We start from the raw sequence: 16,894 nt of genomic DNA on the forward strand, positions 1-16,894 counted from the left end.
TGATGTTGATGGAGCCCATGATCGATGAGGCACCAAGAATGTGCAGCGCGAAGATACCTGCGTCCATCGATGGGCCCATTTGAAGGGTGAGAGGCGCATAAAGAGTCCATCCCGCAGCGGGCGCTCCACCTGGAACAAAAAAGGACGAAACGAGCATGAGGGCCGCGGGAATCATCAGCCAGAAGCTGAAGTTATTCATCCGAGCGAAAGCCATGTCCGAGGCGCCGATTTGCAAAGGGATCATCCAGTTCGCAAAGCCAACGAAGCCGGGCATGATGGCGCCGAACACCATGATGAGGCCATGCATTGTGGTTAGCGAGTTGAACAACTCCGGGTTCACCAGTTGTAGCCCAGGCTGAAAGAGTTCAGCGCGAATCAACAAAGCCAGTACGCCACCTACGATCAGCATTGTGAAGCTAAACAACAAATACAGGGTGCCAATGTCCTTGTGGTTGGTGGCGTACACCCACCTGCGCCAGCCTGTGGGGGCATGGTGATGGTCGTCGTGGGCGTGATCGTGGTGGTCTAGTACGGCGCTCATGGTGAGTTCCTTCGTAGTTTTATTAAATTTGCGGGGTGAGCATTACTTGCGCAAAGCAAGAACGTCTGAGGGTTGCACTAACTGGCCAGTCTTATTGGACCAATTGTTTTTGGTGTAGCTAATGACGGCAGCGATATCGGTGTCGCTTAGCGTCCTCCAAGCAGGCATTGCTCCATTGTTCTGGCCATTCAACAAAATCGCGATTGTCTTGCTCTTGTCGGCATCCAAGACAACGACCGAGCCATCTAAGGCCTTGATGGGCCCTGCACCTTTGCCACTCGCCTGATGGCAAGCCGCGCAGTTCTGGGCATAAACCTTTTCACCACGGGCGACGATGTCGTTCAAGGCCCAGACCTTAGACGGGTCATCTGCTTTGGCAGCAAGCTTCTTCTGCTCTGCCACAACCCAAGCTGAGTAGTCTTCAGCGGACAGCACCCTGACGTGGATGGGCATGTAAGCGTGTTCTTTGCCGCAAAGCTCAGCGCATTGACCGTAATAATCGCCAACTTTTTCAGCACGGAACCATGTATCCCGCACGAAGCCGGGAATGGCGTCTTGTTTAATACCGAAAGCCGGCACCATGAATGCGTGGATGACGTCGTTTGCGGTAGTGATGATGCGAACCTTCTTGTCGACAGGCACCACCAGAGGCGCATCGACCTTCAGCAAATAGTTGTCAATAGACTCGCCTTTCTTGGGACCGCCCGCATCAGAAAGTGCACGATGCTCAGAGTCCAAAGTAGATACAAAGCCGATGCCTTCGCCCTCGCCCTTGATGTAGTCATAGCCCCATTTCCACTGCATGCCTGTGGCCTTGATTGTCAGATCGGCGTTGGTGGTGTCTTTCATCGCAACAACCACCTTGGTCGCAGGAAGCGCCATCAAGATGACGATGATGAAAGGCACGATTGTCCAAATAATTTCCACCGTGACAGACTCATGGAAGGTCGCTGCCTTGTGACCCACAGATTTGCGGTGCTTCCAGATGGAATAGAACATGACGGCGAACACCGCCACAAAGATCACTGAGCAAACAATCAGCATGAACCAGTGCAACCACTGTTGCTCTTGGGCAATCTTTGTCACCGCTGGCGCCAAGTTCAGTTGATTCACTGCAGGGCCGCCCGGCAGGTCGTTCACCGCGTGGGCTTGGGAAAAAAGTGCTGATCCAGCAAATGCCATCGCCGCCCACAGGATGGACGTCGCTTTGTTCGTTGTGTTCTTCATCTCGCTCACTTGTTGATGCCCCAAAATAAATTCAACGGACCGGAATTGCGCGCCGGCCTAAGCCGCACGCAAGGCCGAACGAATTTCCCTGGCCAGCTGCGGCCGTAGCTCTGGACGAATGTAACGCCCGACTCTTACAGTTCTGCCCCGCTCAGACAACTCGATTAACGAAGAATCATCTGCGACGGGCTCCACCCTGACCCACATCTTCTGAAACTCGGCCGTCTCAAACTTCCCAGCGCACTCGAGCTTCACGACCAGGCGACCATCTTCGAGGGATATGTGTTCGCCATCCGTCGAATGCCGCGCATACATCCAAAAAGCGCCGCCCAAAGCAAGAAGCTCCAGCACTGCGAAAGGCATTACCAAGGTCGCGCCTTGCATCCAGAAGAAAAAACCGATCCCCGTGGACACGCCGCTTAACGACAAAAAGACCCACATCAGCTGCAAAGGCGTTACAGAACAGTTTCGCCTGAGTGACCAACGGACCTGATTTCCTTCAATTGTCGCAAAGCGAAGTGTCGAATTCATCATGTGTCTTCACTGAATTTAGATGCCTGCCCCAAAGGTTGACTCCGGCCACAATGGGTAAACCCTAGCTCTTTCGGTCTTTATTGTATGACAGCCCAAGACGTGATCGGCTTCAGAAACCGGCTTACACGCAGCACTACGTAGGGTTTTATCTGCTTTTCAACGCGGACTTCATCGCGCCCAGCGGCACAACGGTTTGCGGCTTGACCAAAAGACGCGGCCGGGGCTTGAATGCGTGCCCATAGATCACTTCGAAGGTGAGCGAGAGCCGGCCTCCTCCTTGCTCAATAGCAAGCCCCTCACTCAAGCGCTTCGTGAGTTGTTGCTTCCATCCGCGAGCCCGAAGGCCCGCGAAACGATCCACAGAAAGATTGCGCCCCAGACCACGCAACTCTTGCAGCAGAGCGTCTGCTGACGAGTAGCTCAAGGTAATGCGTTCCATGTCCATGACTGGCTCGGCAAATCCAGCTTGCACCAGCATGTCTCCCCAGTCGTGCATGTCTGTGAAGTGGTGATGGGGTGCAGGCCAGCCTGCTTGGGCATAGACCCGCCGTATTTCCTGCAGGGTGTCCGGCCCGAGACAAGAAAACATGAGATAGCCGTCCACCACCAAGGCTTCATTCCACTGGCGAATCACGGCCTGCGGGTCTGCCGCCATGTGCAGAGCCATGTTGGCCCACACCATCTCGACCGGCATAGTCGGCAATCCAATACCGATAGGCCTCAGCCATCTCCCGGGGTGCCACCACGCCGGCGTGAGCGCCTTTTTGCTCACATTTGTTCGCTGCACCGTAGGCTCCACGACCACCGCCTTGGCCGCGGGATACCTTTTGCGGACGCTCTCATGGCCGTCGAATCCGCCTTTTGAGGGCTCCCAATCCAACCAGGACGCCGGTTTACGCACGATCCATTGGAGGCGGTCTTCCATGCGCCGTGCCACTTCGTCGTGCAGCCATGGCGCAGAGGTTGAGGCGGGTGCACTTGCCCAGCGTGCGGCTGCGACGGGGTCAATACTGGGAGGGATATGCGTGGTCATGGGCCGGTGTGGAGCAAAGCTGCGGGAGTATATTGGCCCCATGCTCGGAAACCTCTCTCGCTTGCTTGGTCGCTTGACGCCCAGCGTGTGCGCGGTTTGCGGCGCGTGGCCTTCTACTTCCGTCTGCGAACACTGCATTCAGGCGTTCGCCCAACCCGCCCATCGGTGCCCGGGCTGCGCTCTGAAGTTGCCCAATGCAATGATCAGCTGCAGGGCATGCGCCGAAAATCCGCCGCCTTGGGATCGTGCACTGGCAGTGGTGGACTATGCCTACCCTTGGGACACCCTCATTGCGGAATTCAAGTTTCACGAGAACGCAGCATGGGCGCACGCTTTCGCCGGCCTGATGCACAACGCGCCCTTGGTGGGGCCTGCCTTAGACGACGCAGATGTCGTACTCCCCATGCCCCTGGCACCGGAGCGCCTTAGGCATAGAGGGTTCAACCAATCAACTCTTCTGGCGCGACAGCTCTGCCCACACAAAACGCTGCATCACGCGCTACTGCGTGTCATCCACACCGCGCCGCAGAGCTCCCTGCCGCGCAAAGACCGCCAGAGCAACGTTCAGGGTGCTTTCGCCGTTGATCCGTTTCAACGGGAACGAATTGCCGGCAAAAAGGTGGTGCTGCTGGATGACGTCATGACCAGTGGTGCATCTTTGGCGGCGGCGACACAGGCCCTGAGGCGGGCTGGCGCTGCCCACATCACCGCATTGGTGTTTGCCCGTACAGCCCGGGGGGACACGCAACCATAGACAATCAGGAGATGTTCCATATTGTCTTGGTTGAACCCGAAATCCCTCCAAATACGGGCAATGTCATCCGGCTGGCAGCCAACACAGGTTGCACGCTGCATCTGGTGGAGCCACTCGGCTTTTCCATGGACGACAAGCACATGCGAAGGGCGGGGCTGGATTATCACGAATACGCAGAGCTCAAGCGGCACGCCGACTGGGGCAGCTTTCTATCCGACGCGGGCCCCGACCCCGAACGACTTTTCACCCTCACCACACGTGGCACCCGCAGTCCCTTTGAGGTCGCATTCCAGCCCGGAGACTGGCTGGTTTTCGGATCGGAAACCAAGGGGGTTTCTGACTTGGTCCGCGCATCATTCAGCGCAGAGCGCAGCTTGCGGCTGCCCATGCTGGCCGGGCAACGCAGCCTCAACTTGTCCAATGCGGTGGCGGTGACAGTGTTCGAAGCTTGGCGCCAGAACAGTTTCACGACGCCATAACCGGCGTGTCAAAAATAGCTTTCCCGGCTGGAAGGCGCGAATCTAGACGTACTGCCGCAAGACGAGCTCCGCGACGCAAGCAGGTTTTTTATGGCCCTCGATTTCTACGGTGACTTCCCAGATCTGTTGAACGCCCCCGCGCTCCAATAGCTCAGTCGCCAGCAATTTGAAGTGGGCCCGTAGGCGGCTCATAACCGGAACGGGTGCAACAAAGCGCACCTTGTTCAAGCCGCAATTGACTGACATCTGCACATCACCCATGGCAAGGCTGGACTCCAAAAACTGGGGAATCAGCGATAGCGTGAGAAACCCGTGGGCAACAGTCGTGCCGAATGGCCCCTTGGCGGCCCGCTCGGGATCGACATGAATCCACTGCTGGTCGCCGGTGGCTTGTGCAAACAACCGGATCTGCTCCTGCGTGACCAGCAGCCAATCCGAGACCGCGATGGTCGTTCCGACCTGTGCGGAGAGCTCCGCAAGGGTGTCAAAAGTCTTCATCAGGGGACCCCTCAAGCATCTAACCAGCGGCAAATCGATTGCCACTGCTGCAGGTCGCGCTCAACCTTGCCGGGTGCGACATCAAAGATAGTAAGCCCGCGGGCGGTGACCTGCACGTAATTTTGGGTGTCCCGCACGAAGCCCAGCACCGGGATATCCAAACCGCCGACAAAGTGCTGTAACTGCTCCGCCGATCTCGTTCTCTCGTCCACTCGCATGCCGACGATGCCAACCTTGAACTTATCCACCCGAGAGCTCGAAGCCAATTCATCGAGGAACGGCTTAGTCGCAAAAATATCGAAAACGCTCGGCTGCAAGGGGACGACCAAATGTGTCGCAATCTTGAGCACTTCTTTGAGTCGCTTGCCATGCAAGCCCGCTGGTGTGTCCAGCACAATGTGGCTGGTTCCTTTTGGGGGCTTGACGATGCCATCTGGCGAAACATCCCAACCCGACACCCGTCGTGCAGACGGTGGGCGCAGGCCGAGCCACAAGCGAGACGAATGCTGGCGATCGGCGTCGCCGATCATCACCGAGTGCCCTTGAGAGGCGAAATACCCAGCAATCTGGGTAGACAAGGTGGATTTGCCAACACCCCCTTTGGGATTAGCTACAACAACCACGGGCATACCGAAACCTCCGCTTGTTCAACGCTCTCATATTAGCGTCATGCTAATCTTGATTCATGTTGAACCCATCTCAAGAAGACGTACGTCGATTTTTTTGCTCTGTTTATGCCAAAGCGCGCGCTGGTTATGCGTTGGAAGCTATTGAAATGATAGCGTCGCAGTGGATGGACGAGCATGCTGAATACCACGGCGACTTCGGGGATGTTGAGAAGGCGCTGGCGACCGTGTACGATGCGCGGCCAGGAGGGGTGAACCCGTTCCTTCACTTGAGCATGCATTTGTCGATCAGCGAGCAATGCAGCATCGATCAGCCTCGCGGCATCCGACAGGCGATTGAATTGCTTACCAACAAGCGGAATTCTCTGCACCAGGCGCACCACGAAGCAATGGACTGCCTCGGTACTATGCTGTGGGAAAGTCAACGCACCGGTAGCCCGCCTGATGGAGACTCCTACATTGCGTGCATCCAGCGGCATGCAACCAAGGACTGAAACTTGATGCCGCTGAATCGGCCAGCACCGATGTTTTCACCGAAACGTCACATTAGCTGTCACGACTTTGCCATCATGTGAAGTTACGATTCCGACTCCGATTATTGGAGACACCTCACATGCAGGAATTTTTTAAGCAACTCAAGATCCAGCGCTGGGATGACCATCGCTACTACCACCACAGCCGCATTAACCAGTCTTTGCACCTGGTGAGCGCCATTAGCTTCGTCGTTTCCTACGCCTTGCTCTTCAAAGACCCGGCCTTGGCTGCTTTGGTTGCATGGCTGGTGTCCATGACTTCGCGTCAAGCAGGCCACTTCTTCTTTGAGCCCTTGGGCTATGACGAAGTCAACAAAGCAACGCACGAATACAAAGAAGAGATCAAAGTCGGCTACAACCTGAAGCGCAAGGTGGTGCTTTTGGCCATCTGGGCAGCCGCCCCTCTGATGCTCTGGATTGACCCCACTTTGTTCGGTTACTACGAGATGAGCACAGATTTCGGTACCTTCGTGCACAACACCGGCGAACTTTGGCTGGCTATTGGTGCAGGTGGTTTGGTTTTCCGCACCGTGCACTTGTTCTTCATTAAAGACGTGATGTCGGGTTTGGTTTGGATGACAAAAATCCTCACCGACCCCTTCCATGACATCAAGCTCTACTACAAGGCCCCTTTGGCTCTGCTGCGCGGCGAGCTGATTGAACCCCGCGGCAACATGGATCACGCTCCAAGCTGACCGGAACCCGCCGGGTTCCGGCCCCCCCCCGGAGGGGCTAGAACTTGGCGGCCACCATCTCCCGCAGGATGCGGCGCTTGATGGTCTTGTGGGTTTGAGTCCCATCGGTCCACCACCAGCCTGACTTCTGCATCTCTTGACCCGCCGCCACAAACCGGCGGGTTACTTCGTTAAAGTCCGCATCGCTGAAATTCAAGCTGAAAATCATGCGCCCGGTGCCGACCCAGCTCAAAGCCAGCCCTTGCAAACGCAAATAGTGCTGAAACAACCAGTGGTAGCAACCCGGTTGCGTGTATGTAACGGTCCAGATAGACGACATATTGGCAACCTTCACGGGGAATCCTGCGGCCTGCATGGCCTGATTCAGTTGCTCCGCCCTTCGGTTCCACACCCCATCCAAGTCATGGTACTTGGCTTGAATCTCTGGGGTCTCCAGCTGGCGCAAAAACGAGTTCATCGCACCCATCACATAAGGGTGCGAGTTGAAGGTTCCTCGCGCAAAGCAGATGTCAGCAGGAGAGCCGTCGCGGAAGCGGCGCATCCATTCGTGCTTTCCACACAGCACGCCGATCGGCAAGCCGCCGCCCAACGTTTTACCGTAGGTAACGAGGTCTGCCTGGACACCGAAATACTCCTGTGCGCCGCCGGGAGCGAGGCGAAAGCCCACAAACACCTCGTCGAAAATCAGGGCGATACAGCGCTCATCGCAAATCTCGCGCAAGGTCTTCAACCAAGCGGTGTAGGCAGGTTTATCAAAGCCGGCTTTGCGAGATCCATCCAGCAACGACGAGTCGCTTGGCGCCGCCATGTTGGGGTGCAGGGCCTGCAGGGGGTTGATCAAAATACAGGCAATGTCCTTACGCGAGCGCAAAACCCGCAAGGTGCCTTCGCCCATTTCCGACAAGGTGAACGTATCTTTAGCGGCAACCGGATTGCCGATGCCTGGCTGCACATCGCCCCACCAGCCGTGGTACGACCCGCAAAACCGGACGACCTTGTTGCGACCGGTGTGGTAGCGCGCCAAGCGCACGGCCTGCATCACCGCTTCCGTGCCGGACATATGGAAAGACATCTCGTCCATCCCCGATGCGCGCTTAAGGCGCTGCACGTTGTCCACCATGACAGGGTGGTAAGCACCCAGCACGGGGCCCAGATCGCGGGCAATCACATTGCCTTCGTCAATACAGCTCTTGTAGAAGTCGTTACCCAGCAAGTTGACGCCATAGGAGCCGGTCAAATCCATAAAGGTGTTGCCGTCAAGGTCAGTCACCGTCACACCGGACGACGATTGCAGGAAAGAGCCGATCTTCAGCCCCTTCTTCACCATGGCTTTGAATTGGTAGGGCACGCGGTAGGCACTCACGAATTGCATGTCCGAGAGGCCATCAATAACTGAAGCCCCGGCCGCCAGCGTCTTGGGGAAGCGCTGCCCGATTTCGGCCACCATAGACTCAAAGGCCGCCTTCCGCTTCGCTACGACTTCAGCCGGCGCGCCATCCACGGCGAATACCATTTGATCGTCGTAGCTATAACTCGGCAACATAGCCGCCAAACGGCGTGCGGTACGCGGGTGGCCGGCCAAAGACCGGTGCTTAGCAAGCGACAATTCAGCACGCGCTTTGATTTTGCGCAGAGCAGCAAATGCTGCGGCACTGCCAACGACTGCCAGCAACATAGACTGGAGTTCTAGAGTTTCATTCACAACGTTCTGCCTTTCAATACAACTTTATCGACCAACAAAAATCACCATGTCATTACGAGCACAGATCCAAAACATCCTGAACCAGGAAGACCTTAACTTCCTGCTTACTAACCGAATTCCCCGTCAAGCCTTGACCCGATTCATGGGCTGGTTCAGCAAGATAGAACAACCTTTCGTTAAAAACGCCTCAATTGGTATCTGGAAATTTTTTAGCGAACTCGACCTGAGCGAAGCGAAGAAAACCGAGTTCACCAGCATGCACGACTGCTTTACCCGTGAGCTCAAAGATGGCGCCCGCCCTATTACCCAAGACGCCATGGTCATGACCAGTCCAGTGGACGCCATTGTCGGGGCGAGTGGAGCGATAGAGGGGACTAAGGTTTTTCAGGCCAAAGGCTTTCCGTACACCCTCGAAGACCTGCTGGGCAAGGACGCGGACATTGAAGAGTGGCGTGACGGAAGCTTTGTCACCCTGCGCCTGACCTCCAGCATGTACCACCGCTTTCACGCCCCATATGACTGCACAGTCGATGAGGTGCGCTACTTCTCGGGCGACACTTGGAACGTCAACCCGATTGCCTTGAAGCGCGTGGAAAAGCTCTTTTGCAAGAACGAACGCGCCTATATCGGCACGCGGCTCAATGGCGCCGGTCCTCTGCAAGGAAAGCGCGTTGCCTTGGTGCCGGTTGCTGCTGTATTGGTGGCCAGCATCCGGCTGCATTGGTTGGACGTTTTGTTCCATGTGAAATACAAAGGACCTGAGCGCATCGCCTGCAGCGCCACATTCTCGCGAGGCCAGGAGATGGGCTGGTTTCAGCATGGCTCCACCGTGATTGTGCTGGCGCCCAAAGGCTTTGCTCTCAGCGAAGGCCTAGAGCTCGGAACGCGCGTGCGAATGGGCCAGGCGCTCCTTCGCTGGCACGCCTGAGTCGTAAGGCTTGCCAGTGGCGGCCGAGGCGAACGGTCGCCCGTGGCGCTCCAATACCGACCGCAGGGTCTGCAAAAAGGTGTCCGATACCGCGTCCCAGCTCCGATCGGCCACTGCTTTAATTGCAGATGCTCGAAAGGCGGTAACCCGGACAGAGTCTGTCGCAAGCTGGACGCACGCGTTCACGAAGGCAACATCGTCGCCGGTGGGAACGAGCAGCCCGTTCACCCCGTCTTCAATCAGCTCCAGCGCAGCGGCGCAATCGTAGGAGACCACCGCAAGTCCGCTTGCCATAGCCTCAGGGACCACATTGCCATACGTCTCGGTCATGCTGGGGAAAAGAAAAAGATCCGCGGACGCGTAATGGGCAGCAAGATCCTGACCTTTTTGCACACCCGCAAAAATTGCCTCGGGGCAGGCCTCTGCCAGACCCTTTCGCAGCGGACCGTCGCCCACAAACACCAGCCTTACATCAGGCACACGGGCCTTGATGGCACGAAAAGCAGCGACCACAAGGCCCACGTTCTTTTCCTTGGCGAGTCGCCCCACCAACAGGATTACCGGTTCGTCGGCCTTTACGCCCCATTGGCTGCGCAATGCTTCGGAGCGATGCTGCGGGCCGAACTGCTCCAGAGCCACTCCGCGCGACAGCAAAGTCACGTTTTCGTAACCGCGCGCGGTGAGGTCTTTCATCATGCTGCGGGTCGGGACCATGGTCGCCTGGGTGCGATTGTGCAACTTGCGGAGGTACGACTCGATAGGCGTTTTAAGCAGGCCGATACCATAATGCTGCGAATAGCTATGGAAATTCGTGTGAAACGAGCTGGTCACGGGCAACTGTAATTTGCGGGCCGCTGCGACTGCCGACCACCCCAAAGGACCCTCTGTCACGACATGTACGATGTCAGGACGGCGCTCCGCCCACAGCTTCAAAAGGCGGTTCTTCGACGGCATACCAAAGCGCAGCTCACCGTAGGAGGGGAGTGGCACCCCTTTAGAGAGTACCTCATCAAGCCCGTCCTGCTGGACGCCCGCCTGTTCACGGGACTGCCTGGGGCGCACCACCTGAACCGAGTGCCCCTTTTTAAGCATACCGTTGACCAGCCAGCCCAAGGTCATGGCGACACCATTCACTTCAGGAGGAAAAGTCTCGGTCACCACCGTAACCCGCAGACTCGAGAGTTGCGGCGCGAAGGACTCAATAAGGAGGTCGTCAGAATTTTTCACACGACTGAGACTATTGAGCCTTAGTAACAGTGTGATGAAAATTTTGTGACAAATTCGCGTCTCTTAAGTTGCGCTACGCGGCAACCAATGCTCCCGGTAAGAAACACATACCATCACCATGGCAAGACTGACAAGTCCTGCGAAGCCGAACACCAACACGTTGAGGGACAACTGCATCGCAGTGGCACCAGCGTAGACAGCTAGCATCAGCAGCATGCCGCCGTTCTCATTGAAGCCCTGGACCGCAATCGACCTGCCTGAAGTGAGCAGCGTGTAGCCCCGGTGCTGGAGCAGCGCATTCATGGGAACCACAAAAAACCCTGCCATTGCGCCCACCGCCACCATGAGTAAAGCGGCCGCCGGAACAGACTCCACCACAAGCATTAAGGGAATGATGCCCCCGAGCACCAGGCCCATCGGCAGCAGGCGGGCCGCATGATTCAGTGCCACGAAGCGGCTGGCGAGCATGGCCCCCGCTACGACGCCGAAGGCGGTCACGCCCTGTAAGTACGCCCCTTTTTCTAATGGAAGACCCAGGGACTCGTCTGACCAGCGCAACACTATCAACTGCAAGGTGGCCCCCACACCCCAGAGGACGGTGGTTGCCGACATCGACATACCGCCGACAGCGTCGCGCCACAGGAGTGAGTTCTCTCGCCAGAATCGCGCCGTGAGGGCCCGGGGGTGAATGGAATCCCGTGCATACCGGGCCCCACTGTCGGGGATGGTAAAACACACGACCATGGCGAGGGCATTCAAGCCCAACAAGACCAGCATGCCAGCCAAAAGCGCGGTATCGGGCGCACCAAAACTGTGCCACTGCGCGGGCCAATGCAAAACAGGAAGAAACGCACTAATCAAGAATCCGCCCACCACGGTACCTATGATGACGGAGCTGACCGTGGCCCCTTCAAAGAAACCGTTCGCGCGCACCAGATCGCTGGGCGGCAGGAATTCCGTCATCAAACCGTACTTTGCTGGCGCGTACAGCGCGGCGCCTAAGCCCGCCACGATGATGGCAAACAGCGGGTCCACTCCAGCCAGCAGCAAAAGTATGGCGCATACCTTCATCGCATTGGATGCAACCATGACCCGCCCCTTGGGAAAAGCGTCCGCCAGCGGTCCCACAAATGGCGCCAGAACCACGTAAAAAACCGTGGCGCCGATTTTGAGGAGGGGAATACGCCAATCTGCCTCTGCCAGTTCCAGCACCCGCGCAATAGCGACAATCAGAAAAGCGTTGTCGGCGAGTGTGGAAACAAACTGCACCGCGAGCAAAACGTAAAACGCCCGTGGCATGGAGCTGGAAGTGGCGTTCATGGGTCAGTGAAAGTTCAAGCCGAGCATGCTGACCCGAGCATATGAAGACTCGGTGACACCCTATGTGAAATATGGGTGTCACCGTTTTGCCGCAATGCATACCTAGCATCGCCCACTCTTAGAAGAGGGGAAGGCTTTTGCGACAACGATTTGCCCGCTGGGCGGCTGGTGCTCTTATCTTCAGTGCTCACGCTCTGGTTCCTATTGCGCCGGTATTAGCGAGCCTGGTTTTTTGGCGTAAGCGCTATGTGCTGGACTACACAGGCACGGTGCGAAAAGCCCGCCGGCACATTGCTGCGATGCAAAAAGGACCTGCGCTCCATTACTTTCAGGATGTCGCCGGGCGTGTGCAGCAAGTTCCAGAGCACATTGAAGGCGAATGCGTGCAGTGCGGCAACTGCTGCATGAACCATGAATGCATGTTCCTCGAGCCTGCCGGGCCGGAGAAGTTTCAATGCGGCATCTACCACTCCCCTTTTCGCAAGGCATCTAACTGCGGGTCTTTTCCACTGCACCGAGAAGACATAGAGCGCTACAGCTGCCCGAGCTATTTTGTCGTGGCGGGAGCCAAACCCGTTATACCAATCTACCCAGCTCGCTGCTGACCCCCGAGGCCGGCAACAAAAAAGCCGCTCAACGAGCGGCTTTTTTCATGTGCGCAACAGGCCTTACTTGAAACGGCTCTGGGGCACGACCTTGAGGTCGGTAGGCAGTGATCCGATGTAATTGGACAACTCCTTCAGCTCGGCATTGCTGTACTGCTTAGCGATGCCGCCCATGATGGCGTTACCACGGCCAATGTTGGCGTTGCCTTCGGTTTTATAGGATTTGAGCGCCACGTACAAATAGTCGCTGTACTGGCCCGCAATTTTGGGGTAGCTCGGATCGATCGGCTTGCTCAGTGACTCGCCGTGGCAGGAAGCGCAGTTACCCTTAGCCAGCAGCGCGTTCATCCGCTCAGAGCTGGCAGCTGCTTTCGCCAAAACAGGAGCGCCTTCCACGACGCCGCTGGCTTCATAAAAAGCGGAAAGATCGGCAATGTCTTGTTCGGTCAGGGTGAGCGCAATTCCCTTCATGGTGGGGTGCTTGCGTTCGCCTTTTTTGTATGCGTTCAAGGCCGCTGCGATATACGGACCGCTTTGGCCGGAGATCTTGGGGACCTTGTACACCTCGGGGAAGCTGGCCTGGTAACCCACGATGCCGTGGCAGCCGATACACATGGCGTTTTTCTTGGCGCCAGCTTGCGCGTCACCCTTAACGCCCTCAGCATGAGCAGCAAAAACGGTCACAGATGCGACAAGTGCGGCGGAAACCGACAAGAGAAATTTGTTCATTTTGCGAGGACAATCACAGAGTGATGAAGTGGTGGTTGTATCGCTTCATTATATCGACAAGCCTCTTGCCGACAGCCCCCGGTTGATCGTCATCAACCCACCCGCCAGACGTTTTTTGCCATGAAATTTACCGGAACCGAAAACTACGTTGCCACGCAGGACCTGATGCTTTCGGTCAACGCTGCCATCACGCTGCAGCGGCCCCTGCTGGTCAAGGGCGAGCCCGGCACCGGCAAAACCCTGCTGGCCGAAGAGGTGGCAGGTGCACTCGGCATGCCCTTGCTGCAGTGGCACATCAAATCCACCACCAAAGCGCAGCAAGGCCTCTACGAATATGACGCGGTCAGCCGCCTGCGCGACTCGCAACTCTCGGACATTGAAGGCGGCGAGCGGGTCAGGGACATCAACAACTACATTGTTAAAGGCGTGCTGTGGCAGGCGTTTACCGCCGAGCAGCCGGTGGCGCTGCTGATTGATGAAATCGACAAGGCTGACATCGAATTCCCGAACGACTTGCTGCGAGAAATCGACCGCATGGAGTTTTATTGCTACGAAACGCGGGAACTTATCCGCGCGAAGTACCGTCCGTTGGTGTTCATTACCTCCAACAACGAGAAAGAGCTGCCGGACGCTTTTCTGCGCCGCTGCTTCTTCCACTACATCAAGTTCCCTGACGCTGCCACCATGCAGCGCATTGTGGACGTGCACTTCCCCGGACTCAAAAGCGAGCTGGTGAGCGCCGCCATGAAGACTTTTTTTGCTGTCAGGGGCCTGCCCGGCCTCAAGAAAAAGCCGTCCACCAGCGAATTGCTGGATTGGCTGAAACTTTTGCTGGCAGAGGACATCCCCTTGGAAGCCCTGCACAGCAAGGACGAAAGCACGGCCGTGCCACCGCTCATCGGCGCCCTGCTCAAAAACGAACAGGACGTCACCCTGTTTGAAAAACTGATGTTCATGCAACGCCACAACCGCTAAACACTATGCAACCCAATCCATTCCTAGAAGGGCTTTCCGACGCCGTCGGCTTTGTGGGCGGTTCGCTGCTCGGCTTTTGGGGAGGCCAACTGCTGGGTCTTGATTTGTTCGCGCCGGGCTACGGCAATGCCAGCGTGGGTGCCATCGTGTTGGTGGGCTTGGGCGGTGGCTTGGGGCTCCAACTAGCCCGCAAATGGCGTAACCGCGAAAGCAAGCAGGATGAGCCCTGACCATGGCATGGGTTGAGCCGGTCACCCTGAACGCGCGTGGCGTCACCCTGAAGCCGCTGTCGCTGGAACACGAAACAGGCCTGCGCGAAGCTGCCGCCGACGGTGAGCTCTGGAATATCCGCGTGACCTCGGTGCCTGAGCCTGAGAACACCCGCAAGTACATCGAAGACGCGCTCGCCATGCGCGAATCCGGCCACCGCTTTGCCTTTGCCGTGACCGAGGCGGCGAGCGGCAAGGTGTTGGGCTGCAGCAGCTACCACGACATCGTCCCCGCCATCAAACGCCTGGAAATCGGCTGGACCTGGTACGCCAAGAGCGTGCAGCGCAGCCATGTCAACACCACCGCCAAACTGCTGCTCATGACGCATGCTTTTGAAACATTAGGCTGCCATGTCGTAGGTTGGCGCACGGACAATTTCAACTTCGCATTCCAGGCGGCCATCGAGCGCTTGGGAGCCAGCAAGGATGGTGTGTTACGTGGCCACGCCCTGCGCCGCGATGGCACCATCCGCGACACGGTGATGTACAGCCTGCGCAGCGGCGAGTGGCCGGAGGTCAAGGTCCACCTGCTTCATCTGCTAGACAAACCGCGCACCTGAGCGGCCGCTTTCCCACCCTCCCTACCATGCTGCTGGACTTTTTTTACACCCTGCGCGCGGCCAAGCTACCGGTTTCTGTCAGGGAGTACCTCACCCTGCTCGAGGCGCTGCAAAAAGGTGTGGTCGGCCCGAACACTTCACCTGCAGACAGCGAATCCGGTGCCTACAGCATCGACGACTTCTACTTCCTCGCGCGGACCACGCTGGTCAAAGACGAAAAAAACTACGACAAATTCGACCGCGCCTTTGGCGCGTATTTCAAAGGCGTGGAGCTGTTGAGCGACTTCAGCAAGGAGCTGCCGGCAGAGTGGCTGCGCAAGAACCTCGAAAAGTTCCTCACTCCAGAAGAGCAGGCCAAACTCCAGGCCATGGGCTGGAACGAGCTGATGGAGACGCTTAAAAAGCGGCTCGACGAGCAGAAAGAACGCCACGAAGGCGGCGGCAAGTGGATCGGAACCGGCGGCACCTCCCCCTTCGGCGCCTACGGTCACAACCCGCAAGGCATTCGCATCGGGCAGGACAAGAGCCGCAACCGCAGCGCCGTGAAGGTCTGGGACCAGCGCGCCTACCAGGACTACGACGACACCCAGGAGCTGGGCACCCGCAACATCAAAGTAGCGTTGCGCCGGCTACGCAAATATGCCCGCGAGGGGCACGAAGAAGAGCTCGACCTGGACGAAACCATTCACAAAACCGCCGCCAACGCGGGTTTTCTGGACATCAAAATGCGGCCGGAGCGGCACAACAAGGTCAAGGTGCTGCTGCTGATGGACGTGGGCGGCACCATGGACGACCACATCCAGCGGGTGGAAGAGCTTTTCAGCGCGGCCACCACCGAGTTCAAGCATCTCGAGTTTTTTTACTTCCACAACTGCGTCTATGACTTCATGTGGAAGAACAACCGCCGCCGCTTTGCCGAGAAGTTTGACACCTGGGACATCATCCGCAAGTACAACAAAGACTACAAATTGATCTTCGTGGGCGACGCGACCATGAGCCCCTACGAGATTTTGCAACCCGGCGGCAGCGTCGAATACAACAACGAAGAAGCCGGCGCCGAATGGCTGCAGCGGCTGATGAACGCCTTCCCCAAATTCGCCTGGATCAACCCCGAGCCGCAAGGCGTTTGGCAATACCGCCAGAGCATCGCCGTCATTCAACAATTGGTACACAACAAGATGTACCCCCTCACCCTCCAAGGCCTGGACGAGGCCATGCGCCACCTGACAAAGTGAGCCGCCGCAGAGGCGGCATGGCAAGGGCGCCGCTTGGGGGCAGGCCGATACAATTCCCCGGCGCGTCTCCGTAGTTCAATGGATAGAACGGCCCCCTCCTAAGGGGCAGATACAGGTTCGATTCCTGTCGGGGGCACCATTCAGTTGGCTGGAAAGCCTTCGGATGTGACTCCACAAAAACAAGCGGGAGCCAAAGCCCCCGTTGTCGTTTGCAAGATGAGGCTTGCTTATGCAGCGGAACTGGCTTTGCGGCGACGCGCTATGGTGCCTATCAAACCCAGGCCTGCGAGCAGCATGAATCGCCCCGGGTTTAAAGGAGGCCCGTTGGGTTAAGTCATTCCGTTGTGGCGGTTTGACTGGTAAGTTGCCGATAGTAGTTTTCTTCAGCTTCGGCAGGGGGAATGTATCCTATGGGCTCCAGCAG

20 protein-coding genes and 1 tRNA gene are annotated in these 16,894 nt (G+C 57.3%); 11 read left to right on the forward strand and 10 right to left on the reverse strand.

Translation table 11 applies throughout. The annotated features are described in order from the left end of the window. The 4 genes from Q0O05_RS07950 to Q0O05_RS07965 all read right to left on the reverse strand — a co-directional run. Positions 1–541 (reverse strand): cbb3-type cytochrome c oxidase subunit I (locus Q0O05_RS07950; RefSeq protein WP_293661897.1); only part of this gene is annotated, 541 nt, incomplete at its 3' end. A gap of 42 nt (positions 542–583) precedes the next feature. Beyond that, positions 584–1,768, reverse strand: a complete 1,185-nt coding sequence (gene coxB, locus Q0O05_RS07955; RefSeq protein ID WP_293661899.1) for a cytochrome c oxidase subunit II — start codon at positions 1,766–1,768, stop codon at positions 584–586. Positions 1,769–1,825: 57 nt separating this feature from the next. Then, on the reverse strand, positions 1,826–2,302 hold the full coding sequence (locus Q0O05_RS07960; protein ID WP_293661901.1) for a DUF2244 domain-containing protein: 477 nt from the start codon (positions 2,300–2,302) through the stop codon (positions 1,826–1,828). Positions 2,303–2,447: 145 nt separating this feature from the next. Next, the gene (locus Q0O05_RS07965) at positions 2,448–3,335 is read right to left on the reverse strand and encodes a biotin synthase (RefSeq protein WP_293661903.1); all 888 of its coding nucleotides are present in this window, start codon (positions 3,333–3,335) and stop codon (positions 2,448–2,450) included. 199 nt (positions 3,336–3,534) lie between these two features. Between Q0O05_RS07965 and Q0O05_RS07970 the strand changes: the two genes are divergently transcribed. Both Q0O05_RS07970 and Q0O05_RS07975 read left to right on the forward strand, forming a co-directional pair. Beyond that, complete coding sequence (locus Q0O05_RS07970) at positions 3,535–4,089, forward strand: ComF family protein (RefSeq protein ID WP_366519047.1); 555 nt, start codon at positions 3,535–3,537, stop codon at positions 4,087–4,089. 11 nt (positions 4,090–4,100) lie between these two features. Next, the gene (locus tag Q0O05_RS07975; protein ID WP_293661907.1) at positions 4,101–4,568 is read left to right on the forward strand and encodes a tRNA (cytidine(34)-2'-O)-methyltransferase; all 468 of its coding nucleotides are present in this window, start codon (positions 4,101–4,103) and stop codon (positions 4,566–4,568) included. A gap of 42 nt (positions 4,569–4,610) precedes the next feature. On the opposite strand, the gene Q0O05_RS07980 is transcribed toward Q0O05_RS07975, so the two are convergent. Together Q0O05_RS07980 and Q0O05_RS07985 are read right to left on the reverse strand one after the other, a co-directional pair. After that, positions 4,611–5,066, reverse strand: coding sequence for a MaoC family dehydratase (locus tag Q0O05_RS07980; RefSeq protein WP_293661909.1), 456 nt, complete (start codon positions 5,064–5,066; stop codon positions 4,611–4,613). A gap of 11 nt (positions 5,067–5,077) precedes the next feature. After that, complete coding sequence (locus tag Q0O05_RS07985; protein ID WP_293661911.1) at positions 5,078–5,695, reverse strand: ParA family protein; 618 nt, start codon at positions 5,693–5,695, stop codon at positions 5,078–5,080. A 56-nt stretch (positions 5,696–5,751) separates the two neighbouring features. Here Q0O05_RS07985 and Q0O05_RS07990 point away from each other — a divergent pair, with 56 nt between their 5' ends. Beyond that, positions 5,752–6,186: a DUF1841 family protein gene (locus Q0O05_RS07990; protein WP_293661913.1), complete on the forward strand. Its 435-nt coding sequence runs from the start codon at positions 5,752–5,754 to the stop codon at positions 6,184–6,186. A 119-nt stretch (positions 6,187–6,305) separates the two neighbouring features. Further along, positions 6,306–6,920, forward strand: a complete 615-nt coding sequence (locus Q0O05_RS07995; RefSeq protein WP_293661915.1) for a hypothetical protein — start codon at positions 6,306–6,308, stop codon at positions 6,918–6,920. A 37-nt stretch (positions 6,921–6,957) separates the two neighbouring features. Here the strand turns inward: Q0O05_RS07995 and Q0O05_RS08000 are convergent, their stop codons facing one another. After that, the gene (locus Q0O05_RS08000; RefSeq protein WP_293661916.1) at positions 6,958–8,433 is read right to left on the reverse strand and encodes an aminotransferase class III-fold pyridoxal phosphate-dependent enzyme; all 1,476 of its coding nucleotides are present in this window, start codon (positions 8,431–8,433) and stop codon (positions 6,958–6,960) included. 235 nt (positions 8,434–8,668) lie between these two features. Here Q0O05_RS08000 and asd point away from each other — a divergent pair, with 235 nt between their 5' ends. Next, positions 8,669–9,550 (forward strand): archaetidylserine decarboxylase, encoded by an 882-nt coding sequence (gene asd, locus Q0O05_RS08005; protein WP_293661918.1) that lies wholly within the window; start codon positions 8,669–8,671, stop codon positions 9,548–9,550. Here the strand turns inward: asd and Q0O05_RS08010 are convergent. Together Q0O05_RS08010 and lplT are read right to left on the reverse strand one after the other, a co-directional pair. Then, positions 9,494–10,708 (reverse strand): glycosyltransferase family 1 protein, encoded by a 1,215-nt coding sequence (locus tag Q0O05_RS08010; protein ID WP_293661920.1) that lies wholly within the window; start codon positions 10,706–10,708, stop codon positions 9,494–9,496. The genes asd and Q0O05_RS08010 overlap by 57 nt on opposite strands. 132 nt (positions 10,709–10,840) lie before the next feature. After that, positions 10,841–12,097, reverse strand: a complete 1,257-nt coding sequence (gene lplT / locus Q0O05_RS08015; protein WP_293661922.1) for a lysophospholipid transporter LplT — start codon at positions 12,095–12,097, stop codon at positions 10,841–10,843. A gap of 137 nt (positions 12,098–12,234) precedes the next feature. Between lplT and Q0O05_RS08020 the strand changes: the two genes are divergently transcribed. Beyond that, positions 12,235–12,702, forward strand: a complete 468-nt coding sequence (locus tag Q0O05_RS08020) for a hypothetical protein (RefSeq protein WP_293661923.1) — start codon at positions 12,235–12,237, stop codon at positions 12,700–12,702. A 63-nt stretch (positions 12,703–12,765) separates the two neighbouring features. Here the strand turns inward: Q0O05_RS08020 and Q0O05_RS08025 are convergent, their stop codons facing one another. Further along, entirely contained in the window at positions 12,766–13,431 is a 666-nt protein-coding gene (locus Q0O05_RS08025) for a c-type cytochrome (RefSeq protein ID WP_293661925.1), read from the reverse strand. A gap of 120 nt (positions 13,432–13,551) precedes the next feature. Between Q0O05_RS08025 and Q0O05_RS08030 the strand changes: the two genes are divergently transcribed. The 5 genes from Q0O05_RS08030 to Q0O05_RS08050 all read left to right on the forward strand — a co-directional run bounded on the left by Q0O05_RS08030 (position 13,552) and on the right by Q0O05_RS08050 (position 16,609). Continuing rightward, positions 13,552–14,406 (forward strand): MoxR family ATPase, encoded by an 855-nt coding sequence (locus tag Q0O05_RS08030; RefSeq protein ID WP_293661927.1) that lies wholly within the window; start codon positions 13,552–13,554, stop codon positions 14,404–14,406. A gap of 5 nt (positions 14,407–14,411) precedes the next feature. After that, complete coding sequence (locus Q0O05_RS08035) at positions 14,412–14,636, forward strand: hypothetical protein (protein WP_293661929.1); 225 nt, start codon at positions 14,412–14,414, stop codon at positions 14,634–14,636. A gap of 2 nt (positions 14,637–14,638) precedes the next feature. Further along, positions 14,639–15,235 (forward strand): GNAT family protein, encoded by a 597-nt coding sequence (locus Q0O05_RS08040; protein ID WP_293661930.1) that lies wholly within the window; start codon positions 14,639–14,641, stop codon positions 15,233–15,235. Positions 15,236–15,261: 26 nt separating this feature from the next. Beyond that, a complete protein-coding gene (locus tag Q0O05_RS08045) occupies positions 15,262–16,470 on the forward strand; it encodes a VWA domain-containing protein (RefSeq protein ID WP_293661931.1) in 1,209 nt (402 codons plus the stop codon). Between the two features lie 64 nt (positions 16,471–16,534). Further along, a tRNA-Arg gene (locus Q0O05_RS08050) sits at positions 16,535–16,609 on the forward strand. The last annotated feature ends 285 nt before the right edge of the window (positions 16,610–16,894 follow it).

The sequence above is a fragment of the Rhodoferax sp. OV413 genome, assembly GCF_945881795.1.
Taxonomy (GTDB): domain Bacteria; phylum Pseudomonadota; class Gammaproteobacteria; order Burkholderiales; family Burkholderiaceae_C; genus Allorhodoferax.